Consider the following 14,165-nt stretch of genomic DNA (forward strand, 5'->3'; position numbering starts at 1 on the left):
CGCCGCGAGCGCGTGCAGACAGGCGCGCAGTTGCGGGCCCATTATTCCAGTCATGCCAATCATCAAACGACCGCATTCCTCGAACTCTCCGGCCGGTGAAGACCGGGACTCCCACCAACGCACCCCTGGACGCAATGCCGCCTCGCGCGAGCCCGAGCGCGGCCGTCGTTCGATCGGCGCGTCGCTCGTGCTGTGGTTCTTCGGCCTGATCGCGACCGTCGTCGTGGTCGGGGCGCTGATCGTCGGCTATGCGCTCGTCGTGATGGGGCCGCAATTACCGTCGCTCGACGCGCTGACCGACTATCGCCCGAAAGTGCCGCTGCGCGTCTACACCGCCGATCACGTGCTGATCGGCGAATTCGGCGAGGAGCGGCGCAGCCTCGTGCGCTTCCAGGACATCCCCGACCAGATGAAAAAAGCGGTGCTCGCGATCGAGGACTACCGCTTTTACGAACACGGCGGCGTCGACTTCGTCGGCATCCTGCGCGCCGGTTTCGCCGACCTTGCGCATGGCGGCGCGTCGCAGGGCGCGAGCACGATCACGATGCAGGTCGCGCGCAACTTCTTCCTCTCCAGCGAGAAGACGTACACGCGCAAGATCTACGAGATGCTGCTCGCGTACAAGATCGAGCGCGCGTTGACGAAAGACCAGATCCTCGAGCTGTACATGAACCAGATCTATCTGGGCGAGCGCGCGTACGGCTTCGCCGCGGCCGCGCGCGTGTACTTCGGCAAGGACCTGAAGGACCTCACGCTGGCCCAGGCCGCGATGCTCGCGGGCCTGCCGAAGGCGCCGTCCGCGTATAACCCGGTCGTCAATCCGAAGCGCGCGAAGATCCGTCAGGAGTACATCCTGCGACGCATGCTCGAGCTGAACTACATCACGCAGCAGCAGTACGACCAGGCCGTGAAGGAAGAGATTCACACGAAGAATCCGGGCAACGAGTACAGCGTGCACGCCGAGTACGTCGCCGAAATGGTGCGGCAGATGATGTACGCGCAGTACAAGGACGAAACCTATACGCGCGGCCTGAACGTGACCACCACGATCGATTCCGCCGATCAGGACGCCGCGTATCGCGCGGTGCGCAAGGGCGTGATGGACTACGAGCGGCGCCACGGCTATCGCGGACCGGAAGGCTTCGTGCAGTTGCCCGAGGCGGGCGACGACCGCGACCAGACGATCGACGACGCGCTGACCGATCACCCGGACAACGGCGAGATCATCGCCGGCGTGGTGACGGACGCGAGCCCGAAGCAGGTGGCCGCGCAACTGGTCGACGGCACCCAGGTGACGGTGTCGGGCGACGGCCTGCGCTTCGTCGCCGCGGCGCTGAGCCCGCGCGCGAACGCGACGCTGCGCATCAAGCCGGGTTCGATCGTGCGCCTCGTCGCCGACGACAAGGGCAACTGGCAGATCACGCAGTTGCCGCAGGTCGAGGGCGCGCTCGTGTCGCTGACGCCGCAGGACGGCGCGATCCGCGCGCTGATCGGCGGTTTCGACTTCAACAAGAACAAGTTCAACCATGTAACGCAAGCATGGCGGCAGCCGGGTTCGAGCTTCAAGCCGTTCATCTATTCGGCGGCGCTCGACAAGGGGCTCGCACCGGCGACGATCATCAACGACGCGCCGCTGTACTTCCCGCCGAGCACGCCGGGCGGCGACGCGTGGGAGCCGAAGGACGACGACCAGCCTGATGGTCCGATGTCGATGCGCCTCGCGCTGCAGAAGTCGAAGAACCTCGTGTCGATCCGCATCCTGTCGTTCATCGGCACCAGGTACGCGCAGGACTTCGTCACGCAGCGCTTCGGCTTCGACGCCGACAAGACCCCGCCGTATCTGCCGATGGCGCTGGGCGCGGGCCTCGTCACGCCGCTGCAGTCGGCGGGCGCGTACTCGGTGTTCGCGAACGGCGGCTACCGGATCAATCCGTATCTGATCAACGAAGTGACCGACGCGCGGGGCGTGGCGATCTCGCGCGCGCAGCCGCTCGTCGCTGGGCACGACGCGCCGCGCACGCTCGAGCCGCGTAACGCATACATCATGAACAGCCTGTTGCACTCGGTCGCGACCGCGGGTACGGGCGCGGGCACCAACGTGTTGAAGCGCTCGGACCTGCAGGGCAAGACCGGTACGACCAACGACGCGAAGGACGGCTGGTTCGCCGGCTATCAGCAGTCGCTGGTGGCGGTCGCGTGGATGGGCTACGACCAGCCGAAGAGTCTCGGCAGCCGCGAATTCGGCGCGCAGCTCGCGCTGCCGATCTGGGTCGAGTACATGCAGCGCGCGCTGCGCGGTGTGCCACAGGCCGAGCCGCAGCAACCCGACGGTGTGACGGTGATGAACGGCGAGCTGTTCTTTACCGACAAGTTGCCGGGGCAAGGCTTCGTCGCGAGCATCGGTCTCGATTCGGGCAATCCGATGGCCGGCGCGACCGATGCGGTGGGCGGGGTCGGCCCGGCGGGCATGACGCCGCCGGTGGTGCCGCCGCCGAGCGTGTCGACGACCGAGAAGAAGCAGATCATGGATCTGTTCGAGTCGAACAAGCCTTGATGTCTCGGATGGCGGGTGCGCGGGGGGCCGCGGATTCTTAAGCGATACGGGCACCGGCCCGCTCTCGCCGCATACCGTCATGTCAGCGGCGAAACACCTCGACGCGAGGCACATCGTCGGAAAAAGCGGACTGAAGTGCCCACTCCTCGTAGCGTTTCGCGCCGGCAAGATGTTCCGATAACTTCATGGTCAGATCATGCCAGGCTGAATCGCCTTCCGGCACGGTCATGGTACGGCCATCGTCTAGCCGGACGAGCAATACGATCGAATTTCCAATCGATTGTTCTGACCGCGTAGCGACGATTTCGCAAAGATCTTCCCAGGCAATGTGTTGCTCGCCTTGCTGGCGGTTTCAAGCGTGAAGCGCAACGGTCGCAGTGGCTATCTGAGGCGCTTGCTCGTCTTGAGCCCGAGTTCAAAAGCTCGCAAGAGTGGGCAAGCTCTTTCGCGCCTCAAGCATGCATCGATCTGATAGCACGATTCAGTGATCGATAAACACCGTTGAGGCGCTGCAGAGCACGTGTCCTGTGGCTTGCTTCTGATTCGTTTCGCACCGTACAAACAAATCGTATTAGGTTCAATGCGTTAGCCCGTTGTTCAGACAGTTTTCAACAGGCTCATCAACACGAACTGGGGATAAGTGCGCCCCGTTCCGTACGGAATCCGAGATTTAGTTGGATGTCGCCGTGTTCGTCGTCCCAACCGATGCAGGCGCAGAAGCCGAAGTCGCCGCAGCCGATGATGCGCCTGCCTGATCAACCGGCGGATTCCCCATCGCCTGAAACAGCGCGGCCGTATCCGTCAGCCGCGCGCTCATATAGCGGATCTCGTCGAGCTGCGCGTTGCGCCATTGCTGCTCGCTCGAACGCGTCGCGGCGACGGGCAGCGCGCCGAGCCGATAGCGCGCCGAGGTCTCGTTGAACACACCCTGTGCCGAACGCGCGGCGACGTTCGCGGCGTCGAGCGACTGCGCGTCGTGCTCGAGTGAGGCGAGCGTGTCGGCGACGTTCTGAAACGCGGCCAGCACAGTCTGTTTGTACTGCGACACGCTCGCTTCGTACGTGTGCTGCGCCGCGCGGCGCTGCGCGAGCAGCGCGCCGCCATGAAACAGCGGTTGCGACAGCGACGCGCCGATGCTCCAGATGGCCCCCGCACCGGACATCGCGACCGGCCAGCTAAACCCGCCTTGTCCCATCGATGCCGACAGCGACAGACTCGGGAACATCTGCGCGGTGGCGACGCCGACATCGGTCGCAGCGGCCTTCAGCGCGGCGTCGGCGGCCTCGATGTCAGGCCGCGTGCGCAGCAGCTCCGACGGCACGACCACCGGCACCTGCTCCGGCACATGCAACTGCGCGAGATCGATGTCGTCCGGCGCGGCATCGGGTGTGCGGCCAAGCAGCACCGCGAGCGCGTGACGCGTAGTGAGCCACTGTTGCTTCAGCGCCGGCAGACTCGCCGACACGCTCGCCGCGCTCTGCTGCGCGTTTAGCAGATCGGCATGCGATACCGCACCGAGCGCGAAGCGCCGCTCGGTATCGCGTGCCTGATCGTTGGCGAGGGCCACGAGCCGCTCGGTCGTATCGATCTGAGCATGCAGCGCGGCGCTCGTGATCGTCGCGGTCACGATGTTCGCGGCGAGCGCGCGCCGCGCCGCCTCGAGCTGGTAGACCTGCACGTTCACGCGCGCGGCGAGCGCCGCGTTCGCGAGACGCGCGGCGCCGAACAGATCGAACGTGTAGTGCGCCTGCAACTGGCCGACGAACACGTTGTACAGAAACGTGTTCGGTCCGATCTCGGGGATCGCGAGCGCGCGATTGCGGGTGGCCTGGCCGCCGGCGTCGATGGTCGGCAGCAGCGAGCTGCCGACCTGCGCGCGCAATTGCTCGCGCGCGGCCGCGAGACTGCGGTCGGTCGCGTCGAGCGTCGGACTATTGCGCAGGCCTTCGTCGACGAGCGCGTTCAGCGCATCCGAGCGGTACAGCTTCCACCATTCGGGCACCGGCTGCGCGCCGGTCACGAACTGCTGCGAGACGCCCTGCGCAGTCACGGTTTGCGTCGGTAGCGGCTCGGCACCGTAGTGCGCGGGCCGCGGCATCGCGGGCGCGTCGCCGTTCGGTCCGAACGAACAGGCGCCGAGCATGCAGGTGATGCTGGCGATGCTGGTGGCAAGCGTGGTACGGGCCAGCGCGTCGAAGCGCGCGCGGCGGTGGCGGGATAGGGCGGGAATAGTCATGCTCGTGCTCATGCTCAGTTACCCGTGTGCGTGGCGCCGGCACCGGACGGCGTCTGCGGCTCGCGCTCGTCGGCGCGTACGCGGAACGACGCGGCGTACAACGCGGGCAGATAGAACAGCGTGAGGATCGTCGCGCTCGTGATGCCGCCCATCAGCGCGCTCGCCATCGGCCCGAAGAAGTTGGAGCGCAGCAGCGGAATCAGCGCGAGCACGGCGGCCGCGGCGGTCAGCGTGATCGGCCGGAACCGCCGCACGGTCGCGCCGACGATCGCATCGAAACGCTTGTGTCCCGACGCAATGTCCTGCTCGATCTGATCGACGAGAATCACCGAGTTGCGCATGATGATGCCGAACATCGCGATCACGCCGAGCATCGCGACGAAGCCGAACGGCTGGCCGAACAGCAGCAAGGTGAGCACGACGCCGATCAGGCCGAGCGGCGCGGTCAGCACGACCATCAGCACGCGCGCGAAGCTTTGCAGCTGGATCATCAGCAGCGTGAGTACCGCGATCACCATGATCGGAATCTGCGCGTTGATCGAGGTTTGACCCTTGGCGCTTTCCTCGACGGAGCCACCGATCTCGATCCGGTAGCCGACCGGCAGCGTCGCGCGGATCGGCGCGAGCGCGCGGTCCACCGCGTGCGTGACGTCGATGCCTTGCGCGCCGGCCGACACGTCCGACTGCACGGTGATGGTCGGCTGACGGTCGCGTTCCCAGATCACGCCGTATTCGAGGTCGTTGCGCAGATGTCCGAGCGTGCCGAGCGGCACCGGGCCGTTGGGCGTCGGCATCGCGAGCGCGGTCAGCCGCGACGGGTCGACGCGTTCGGCGCGCGGTGCGCGCAGATCGACGCTGATCAGCTTGTCGCGCTCCCGATACTGCGTGACCGTGTAGCCGGACATCGTCATCGCGAGGAAGCTGGCGATGTCTTCGGACGTCACGCCGAGCTCGCGCGCGCGTTTCTGGTCGATCTCGAAGCGCACCGAGCGCTCGGCGGGTTCGTCCCAGTCGAACTGCACGTTGCGCGTGCCGCGATTGGCGCGCATCGTCGCGGCGACGCGTTCGGCGATCGAGCGCACGGTCGCGATGTCGTCGCCGCTCACGCGGAACTGCACCGGATAGCCGACCGGCGGCCCGTTCTCGAGGCGCGACAGGCGCGTGCGGATCGCCGGGAAGTTGTTGAGCAACTCCGGTTCGAGCCACTGCGCGAGCTTCTCGCGATCCTTGACCGACTTCGCGGTGATCACGAACTGTGCGAAGTTCGGCTGCTGCAATTGCTGATCGAGCGGCAGATAGAAGCGCGGCGCGCCGGTGCCGACGAAGCTGACTGAGTGATCGATTTCAGGCCGCCCTTTGAGAACCTGCTCGAGGCGCTGCGCCTGGCGCAGCGTTGCATCGAACGACGCGCCTTCGGGCAGCCGCACATCGACCAGCAACTCCGGCCGGTCCGAGCTCGGGAAGAACTGCTGCGGCACGAGCGAGAAGCCGGCCATCGCGAGCACGAACAGCAGCACGGTGATCGCGAGCACGACGAAGCGCCGCTCGATGCACCAGCCGATCCAGCCGCGCAAGCGCGTGTAGAAGCGCGTGTCGTAGATGTCATGTTCGTGATCGTCAGGCTCGTGCGCATGGCGCTTGCGCTCGGGCAGCATGTGATAGCCGAGCAGCGGAATCAGCACGACCGCCGCGAGCCACGACGCGATCAGCGCGATCGCCGACACCTCGAAGATCGAGCGCGTGTACTCGCCGGTGCTCGACTTCGCGAGCGCGATCGGCAGGAAACCGGATACGGTGACGAGCGTGCCGGTCAGCATCGGAAACGCGGTGCTGGTGTACGCGAAGGCCGCGGCGCGCGTGCGGTTCCAGCCTTGCTCGAGCTTCACCGACATCATTTCGACCGCGATGATCGCATCGTCGACGAGCAGGCCGAGCGCGAGCACGAGTGTGCCGAGCGATACCTTGTGCAGGCCGATATCGAACAGGTACATGCACAACGCGGTGACCGCGAGCACCACCGGAATCGAGATCACGACCACCATGCCGGTGCGCACGCCGAGCGACACGAGGCTCACGACCAGCACGATCCCGACCGCTTCGGCGACCGCTTCGAGGAAGTCGTCGACCGAGCGCGCGACCGCGTGCGGCATGCTCGATACTTCGACGAGATTCAATCCGGCGGGCAGCGCGGCGCGCAGTTGGGTCATCTGCCGATCGAGCGCGCGGCCGAGGCGGATCACGTCGCCGCCCGGCTGCATCGTCACGCCGATACCGAGCACCGGTTTGCCGCCGAAGCGCATCTGCGTGACGACCGGGTCGTCGTAGCCGCGCTTGATCGTCGCGATGTCGCCGAGACGCAACGTGCGGTTGTTGATGCGGATCAGCGTGTCGGCGAGCGCGCCCACGTCGTTGAACTGGCCGCTCGGGCGCACGAACACGCGGTCGTCCGTGGTGGTCAGCGTACCTGCGGGAGCGATCGTGTTCTGCGCGTTGATCGCCTGCCCAAGCTGTTGTGGCGAGATGCCGAGACGCGTCAACTGCGTGTTCGCGATCTCGATGTAGATGTGCTGATCGGGATCGCCGAAATAGTCGACCTTGCCGACGCCCGGCACGCGCACTAGCACCGAGCGTAGCTGGTCCGCGTAATCGTGCAGTTGCGCGGCGGAAAAGCCGTCGCCTTCGAGCGTGTAGATGTTGGTGTAGACGTCGCCGAATTCGTCGTTGAAGAACGGGCCCTGGATGCCCGGCGGCAAGCTCGACGCGATGTCGCCGACTTTCTTGCGCACCTGGTACCACGTCTCGGGCACCTGGCTCACCGGCGCCGAGTCCTTCATCGTGAAGAGGATCAGCGATTCGCCGGGACGCGAGTAGCTGCGCACGAAATCGATGTACGGCGTTTCCTGCAGCTTGCGGCCGATGCGATCGGTCAACTGCTCCTGCACCTGGCGCGCGGTGGCACCCGGCCAGAACGTGCGGATCACCATCACGCGGAACGTGAAGGGCGGGTCTTCCGACTGCGCGAGCCGCGTGTAGGCGAGGATGCCGAACGCGGTGGCGAGCGCGATCAGGAATACGACCAGCGCCTGATGACGCAGCGCCCACGCGGACAGATTGAAGCGTCCTTCTTCGTGCGACGTGCTCATGAAGCGAAGTCCTCGGGATGCAGCGGCGCGATCGCGCGGACTTTCTGGCCGGCGCTCACGGTGTGCACGCCTTGCAGCACGACGCGTTCGCCATCTTTCAGGCCATCGCTGACGACGAACGTGCGCTCGTAGTAGCGCGTGACGGTCACGCGACGCAGCTCGAGCGTGTTGTCCGCGGCGCGCACGACCCACACGGCCGGTTCGCGCCCCTCGTGAAACAGCGCGGTGACCGGCAGCGTGAACACGCCGTGCTGCGCGGCCGCCGCGGCGAGCGGCACGGCCGGCGTGACGTCGGCGGTCATGCCGAGGCGCACGTCGGCGCCGGCATCGAGCAGGGTCAGACGCGCGCGCCAGGTGCGGCTCTGCGGATCGGCGGCCGGCGACAGCTCGCGCACGCGTGCGCCGAGCTTGCGGCCCGGCAGCGCGGCGAGCGTGACGCTCGCGTTCTGGCTGACCGCGAATGCGGCGAGCGCGCTTTCGGGCACGTCGCACAGCACGTCGACGTCGCCGCTCCACGCGAGGTTGTAGACGGCCTGACCCGCCGACACGTTCTGGCCCGTGTCCGCCTGTTCAGCCGTGATGACGCCCGCATGACCGGCGACGAGCGTCGTGTACTGCAGCTGGTTCTTCGCGAGTGCCGCCTGCTGCTGCGCCTGATCGCGCTGCGCGAGCGCGGACGCGTAGGCGTTGGTGGTCTGTTCGAGCTGCGCGGGCGCGATCAGGTTCTCTTTGGCCTGCGCCCTGTCGCGTTCGAGCTGCTGCTGCGCATAGACGAGGTTGTGCTGCGCGGCGTCGAGCTGCGCCTGCGTGCTCGCGGCGTTTTTCTGCGCATCGGCCGGGTCGAGCAGCGCGACGACTTCGCCGCTTTTCACCGTGTCGCCGAGCCGTACCCGCCGCTCGATGATCTTGCCGGCGACGCGGAACGACAGCGGCGTCGAATAGCGCGCCTGCACTTCGCCGGGCAGCGACGCCGCCTGCAGCGCGTGGCCGTCCGCATGCACGGCGAGCGCGACCACCGGGCGCGGCGCGGGCGCCGCGGCTTCCTTCTTCGAGCAGGCCGCGAGCACTAGCACGCCCGCCAGCGCCAGCGCGCAGGTCTGCCTGGAGAAACCGCGGTGAGAGGATGGGGGAGACTGCTGGCGCATCGCTGACGATGCGGGAGAACCGGGACGCTTCACAATTACCCCAACTGGAGACAGCGAACGAACACGGCAAGCCGCGCGGCCCGCCAGCGAAGACCCGCATGCCGCGTCATGCTAATGGCATACAGGGATGGCTTTGAATGAAGCAATGCATTCTAATACACTCATGTATCTGAATGCATAGATGGATTTGAATTCTTTTGGGTGCTAGGCTTGCGGCCATGAAACGTCAAAGACTGACAAGAGAGCAGAGCAAGGACCAGACGCGGGAGCGGCTGCTCGATGCCGCGCAGGCAATTTTCATGAAGAAGGGCTTCGTCGCGGCGAGTGTCGAGGACATCGCGGCGGCGGCCGGCTATACGCGCGGCGCGTTCTATTCGAACTTCCGCAGCAAGACCGAGCTGTTTCTGGAGTTATTGCGGCGCGATCACGAAGCGATGCAGGCGGGCCTGCATGCGATCTTCGAAAGCGCGGCGTCGCGCGAGGAGATGGAGGCGCGCGTGCTGCGCTACTACAGCTCGCTGCATCGCGAGAACAAGTGTTTTCTGTTGTGGGTCGAGGCGAAGCTGCTGGCGGTGCGCGACGGCCGTTTCCGGCTGCGCTTCAACGCGTTCATGCACGAAAAGATCGATCAGTTGAGCGCCTATGTGCGCGAGTTCTCGGAGCGCGTGGGCACGCCGATGTCGATGCCGCCCGAGCAGCTCGCGATCGGCCTGATGGGTCTGTGCGACGGCGTGCAGTTCTTCTACACGGTCGATCCGCAGAATGTCCCGGCGGAGATGGCCGAAACGGTGCTGGCGGGGTTTTTCTCGCGCGTGGTGTTCGGGCGCGATGCGTAACGGTAGGCGTTGAGCCTGGAGGCGCAGATGCGCGAATGCGCGACCCGGAGGGATCGCGCATCAGATACGGTTCAAGGCGGAAAAATCATTCGACCGGCAGTCGCGCGCAGGCCTCGGCGGCGGGCGCCGCGCACGCGAACGCGTACTGGCCGCTGGCGTCGAGGAATTTTTCCCCGGCGTGCAGGGCAACCTTGATATCGGGGCAGCGCTCGTAAGCGATATAGGCCGAGCTTGCGGCGGCCGACCAGCAAACCAGCGAAAACGCGATCTTTTCCAGCAGACGAAAACGATGTGGCATGGCGGTGTAGCGGTAACTTTCTTTGGCCGCCATCTTACCAGCAAACTAGGGTTTATACCTAGCTAAAATCCACGATAGACGCCGTAATAGTGGCGCGATGGACACGCCGCGCCGAATCTGACCGGAATGTCATGTCTGGGTCAGGGTTGGGACATGTCCTATCGCTAGAATCGGTTGCGTTGGGCGGACCCGCGCGCGCCCATGCGGCGCGGGTCGACACAGGCGGCAACGGTTGCGCCGGCCCGGCTTTACCGAGGCAGGAGTCGTCCATGAATCAACTGCAGTCGATGCGCGTGTTCGTCAAGGTGTCGGACCTCGGCAGTTTCGTCGGCGCGTCGGGCGCGCTGGATCTGTCCACCGCGGTCGTCACGCGGCACGTCGCGGATCTCGAAGCGCGGCTCGGCACGCGACTGCTGAACCGCACCACCCGCCGTCTTTCGCTGACCGAATCCGGCGCGACCTATCTGGAGCGCGTACGCCACATCCTCGCCGATCTCGAGAGCGTCGAGCAGATGGTGGTGGCGCGCAATCACGAGCCGGTCGGCACGCTGCGCATCGTCGCGCCGGTCGTGTTCGGATTGCACAGTCTCGCGCCGGTCGTGCAGTCGTACGCGGCGCGCTATCCCGACGTCGTGCCCGACGTCACGCTCGCCGACCGCCACGTCGATCTGGTCGAAGAGGGCTTCGACGTCGGCATCCTGGCTGCGCGGCACATGCGCAGCGCGAGCATCGTCACGCGGCGGTTGACGACCGGCTACATGACGGTTTGCGCGACGCCCGAGTATCTGGCGCAACACGGCACGCCGAGGCGCCCCGAGGATCTGCTCAGGCATTCGTGCCTGAGCAGGCCGGCCGAGCAGGGCGGCGAGGAGCGCCTGTTCAATGGGCCGGACGGCGAAGTGCGGGTGCGGCCGACCAACGCGATCGCGGCGAACAACGCCGAGATGCTGCGGCAGTTCGCGCTGCTCGGCATGGGCGTGGCGATCCTGCCGAGCTACCTGGTCGGCCGTGATCTGACGGCGGGGCGGCTCGTGCGTCTGCTCGACGCGTACAGTCTGCCGCCCATCGAAATCACGATTGCGTATCCGAGCCGGCTGCATCTGCCGGCGAAGGTGCGGACGTTCATCGACCATCTGGTCGAGCATTTCCAGCCGGACAGCGCGCAGGCGCGGGATTCCCGTAGCGTGGCGCCGGTGCGGGTGGTGGCCGGGGTGAGCGGGTCCGACGCTCCGACGGCGCGCGAGATCGCCGACGACGCGCTCGAAAACAGCCGCACGACGCGCCGTGTGACGCGGGTGGCGCGCGCGCGGATCGCGGCGTCGTCGCAGTTCTGACGTGTGAGGTGAGGCGAGGTTGAATCCGGGTTCAGATCCCCAGGCCCGGGCCATAGTTGCCGCCGATCAGGAGCGTGACCGACTCGATGTCGACATAATCCTGCTCCGGCATACCATCGAGCATCGCCAACACCTCGTTGCTCGCGCCGGCTTCGCGCGCGGCGTCGACGAGTGCGTCCTTGTTGGTCGGGAATTCGACTTCGCTGAGAAGATCGGCGATCTGCAGATCGATCGATTCGCCGGGGATGTCCGAGGCCGTCATGCGCATGCTCCTGGTGAGCTTGAGTTAGTCACGTCGTTATTGCTGCCACGAAAAGCCAGCGCCTCGCCGCGATGAGTTTCTCGCAGTCTGTTCCAATCCCGCGCGCATCGCCACCCCATCGTCATGACAGCCGGCGCAAACCGGGCAGGCGCGCCGTCGTAGCCGCGCCGCCGCCCGCCGTTGCGGCGGCCCTCACGTGGTCAGGTGCTCGTTCTGCCCGGTCAGGCTGCGGTCCAGATGTCGGGACTTCGGCAGCGCAATATGCTCCCAGTGCTGCGGACGGCTGGCGTCGGTGCTCGACACGTCTGGGGCCGGAGGCGCGACCGGCGCGGCGTTCGCGCGTTGCGCGAGCGTGATGGAATCCGTGCTGTCCGAGGCGGTATGAACCGGCGCGGCAAAGCACGAGGCTGACAGCGTCACCATGATTAACAGTGTCGAGGTTTTCATCGCCCGACCTCCTAAAGCTCATGCGGCGCTGACAATCGAGCAAACCCTGTGCCGTCCCGCGTCGAGAGGACGGTGCAAGCCGAGGACGGCATGGCGCTGCGCGGCCCAGGCTCCTTACCATCTTAGATGGCAAATACTGCAACGCGCGCACATTTGCGACAAAACCGGATTGTAGATTCCATCATGGCACGAACAGGCGCGCGCGTCCGCCATGCGCTAGCGCAGCACATCGAAGCGCGTCCACGGCCACGACGGCCGGTCCCGCATATAGCCGTTCAGCCAGTTCCACTGCGGATGCCGCTTCATGAACGCCTGTGCGTCGAACGGCCGGCCGCACGGATGCCCCCAGCGCGCGGTGAAGGCCATCTCGCGGGCCATTTCGCTGTCGATCACCTTGCCGTCGTTCGCGCCCCACGGATTGAACGGCCCGTGATCGGTGCCGCCGAAGCGCGCGTCATCGAGCTCCAGATGCCCGCAGATCGTGCGCGAGCACGGGTTGTCGTTGCGATCGAGATAGACGTCGTGATGATCGGCGATCATCTGCTTCGCGAGCTCGACGTCGATGCTGCCGCGATGCAGTTCCTCGAGCTGCATGAAACGCAGACGCCGCGCGCCGTTCTTGCGCACGTCGGTATAGTCCTCGCCTTCGCCGATGCATTCCTGGTTGCGGATCTTCAGATCCGTCGCGGTGTTATAGCCGCTGTAGAAACCGTCTTTGGTGGTCTCGAAGCCCGCATAGTGCAGCCCGAGTTCGTAACGCGCGATCTCGCCGGTCTTCGTGTCGCCGAGCAGCCAACTGTTCGCGTAGCCGCCGTTGTTCGCGAGCGAGAACATGTCGCACCATTCCTTGATGCTGTTCGCATATTGCGACGCGCGTCGCGAGCGATAGAACTCGGGCGCACCGGCCGCGTTGTAGCCCGCGAAGTTCGAGATCGTCGTTTCGGTGATCATCAGGCCGGCCGCCGTGACCCAAAAATCGGTCAGGCTCGAGATGCAGCCCGGCAGGCCCTGCATCAGGATGCGGTTGCCGCGGTCGGGCAGGATGTCGAACACGACGTTGAACGCGTCGCCGGCCGCGTAGCGGTCCCACGAGTTGTGCGCCATCACGATACGGCCGTCGCGCGTCGCGTTGCCGGTCGCGATGAACGCGCTGCAGTGGTGACCGCGCCGGCCGCGCCACAGTTTCGCGCCCAGATGCGGCTGCGCCTGCGCGGCGTGCGTCGGCCACCAGCTTTGCAGCAGATCCATGTAGCCGTTCCACGCGAGCACTTCGGCGAACGGCAGCTTCGCGCCGTCGGCGATGCCATGGATTTCATCGGCGAATTCGGTGTCGAGCTTGCTCGCGAACTGGCTCGTCGCGGCATTGACGAAGGTGTCGAACTCCTCCCCGGTGTCCCATTTGGCGAGATAGCGCGCGGTGCGGATCGCGTTTCTGATTTCGTCGGCGAGCAACTGGCCGTGCTGCTCGCCGCGATCGTACGGCTCGCCTTCGATATGCACGAAAATCCAGCCGGCCTGATCGCGGCGTACGGCCTCGGGGGACGGTTCGCTCATCTTCGCTCCGACGCTACGGCGGGCGCTGTCGCTGCGCCCAAGCTGGGCTCACGCGTGCCGGCCGCGTGAAGGGCCGGCGGTCTGTCCATTGTAGAGAATCCGCGGCGCTTTGCATCGCGCCCCGCGAAGCCTTCGAAAGCTCTAGGGTCTGTTTACATATGGAACGCACGTGCGAATGCCCGCTATCGGCCGTCCCCCAAGGGGACTTCCTTCGGGGCCAGGGCAAGGAGTAAGGAGCGCTGCGTGGCCGCGCCACGTGAGCGACGCACGACGCCGCCCTGCGGCCGATAGCGGGCATTCCCCTGGAATGAAATTCAGAACTGGGGTTGCCGCGAGAAGGGCCGCTCGCTGCGTCA

At 66.0% G+C, this 14,165-nt stretch carries 11 protein-coding genes; 3 read left to right on the forward strand and 8 right to left on the reverse strand.

Annotated elements, in window-relative coordinates:
* Window positions 1–52 precede the first annotated feature (52 nt).
* On the forward strand, window positions 53–2,554 hold the full coding sequence (locus F6X37_RS04965; protein WP_187610514.1) for a penicillin-binding protein 1A: 2,502 nt from the start codon (window positions 53–55) through the stop codon (window positions 2,552–2,554).
* A gap of 82 nt (window positions 2,555–2,636) precedes the next feature.
* On the opposite strand, the gene F6X37_RS04970 is transcribed toward F6X37_RS04965, so the two are convergent.
* The 4 genes from F6X37_RS04970 to F6X37_RS04985 form a co-directional block, all read right to left on the reverse strand.
* Window positions 2,637–2,783 (reverse strand): hypothetical protein, encoded by a 147-nt coding sequence (locus F6X37_RS04970; RefSeq protein WP_187610515.1) that lies wholly within the window; start codon window positions 2,781–2,783, stop codon window positions 2,637–2,639.
* A gap of 441 nt (window positions 2,784–3,224) precedes the next feature.
* The gene (locus F6X37_RS04975) at window positions 3,225–4,790 is read right to left on the reverse strand and encodes an efflux transporter outer membrane subunit (RefSeq protein WP_187610516.1); all 1,566 of its coding nucleotides are present in this window, start codon (window positions 4,788–4,790) and stop codon (window positions 3,225–3,227) included.
* Between the two features lie 14 nt (window positions 4,791–4,804).
* Window positions 4,805–7,933, reverse strand: coding sequence for an efflux RND transporter permease subunit (locus tag F6X37_RS04980; RefSeq protein ID WP_187610517.1), 3,129 nt, complete (start codon window positions 7,931–7,933; stop codon window positions 4,805–4,807).
* The gene (locus F6X37_RS04985) at window positions 7,930–9,078 is read right to left on the reverse strand and encodes an efflux RND transporter periplasmic adaptor subunit (protein WP_187610518.1); all 1,149 of its coding nucleotides are present in this window, start codon (window positions 9,076–9,078) and stop codon (window positions 7,930–7,932) included. Before F6X37_RS04985 ends, F6X37_RS04980 begins: the two co-directional genes overlap by 4 nt.
* A 218-nt stretch (window positions 9,079–9,296) precedes the next feature.
* Between F6X37_RS04985 and F6X37_RS04990 the strand changes: the two genes are divergently transcribed.
* Complete coding sequence (locus tag F6X37_RS04990; protein WP_187610519.1) at window positions 9,297–9,914, forward strand: TetR/AcrR family transcriptional regulator; 618 nt, start codon at window positions 9,297–9,299, stop codon at window positions 9,912–9,914.
* Window positions 9,915–9,999: 85 nt separating this feature from the next.
* Here the strand turns inward: F6X37_RS04990 and F6X37_RS04995 are convergent, their stop codons facing one another.
* Window positions 10,000–10,212 carry a hypothetical protein gene (locus F6X37_RS04995; RefSeq protein WP_184056745.1) on the reverse strand — a complete coding sequence of 71 codons (213 nt, stop codon included), beginning with the start codon at window positions 10,210–10,212 and terminating at the stop codon, window positions 10,000–10,002.
* 269 nt (window positions 10,213–10,481) lie between these two features.
* Here F6X37_RS04995 and F6X37_RS05000 point away from each other — a divergent pair, with 269 nt between their 5' ends.
* Window positions 10,482–11,546 (forward strand): LysR family transcriptional regulator, encoded by a 1,065-nt coding sequence (locus F6X37_RS05000; protein WP_187610520.1) that lies wholly within the window; start codon window positions 10,482–10,484, stop codon window positions 11,544–11,546.
* 31 nt (window positions 11,547–11,577) lie between these two features.
* On the opposite strand, the gene F6X37_RS05005 is transcribed toward F6X37_RS05000, so the two are convergent.
* From F6X37_RS05005 to F6X37_RS05015, 3 genes are all read right to left on the reverse strand, one after another.
* Window positions 11,578–11,808 (reverse strand): DUF2795 domain-containing protein, encoded by a 231-nt coding sequence (locus F6X37_RS05005; protein WP_090805831.1) that lies wholly within the window; start codon window positions 11,806–11,808, stop codon window positions 11,578–11,580.
* 192 nt (window positions 11,809–12,000) lie between these two features.
* Complete coding sequence (locus F6X37_RS05010; RefSeq protein ID WP_090805320.1) at window positions 12,001–12,255, reverse strand: hypothetical protein; 255 nt, start codon at window positions 12,253–12,255, stop codon at window positions 12,001–12,003.
* Window positions 12,256–12,471: 216 nt separating this feature from the next.
* Complete coding sequence (locus F6X37_RS05015; protein ID WP_187610521.1) at window positions 12,472–13,809, reverse strand: C45 family autoproteolytic acyltransferase/hydolase; 1,338 nt, start codon at window positions 13,807–13,809, stop codon at window positions 12,472–12,474.
* Window positions 13,810–14,165 lie beyond the last annotated feature (356 nt).

The organism is Paraburkholderia sp. 31.1, from assembly GCF_014397645.1.
Taxonomy (GTDB): Bacteria; Pseudomonadota; Gammaproteobacteria; order Burkholderiales; family Burkholderiaceae; genus Paraburkholderia; species Paraburkholderia tuberum.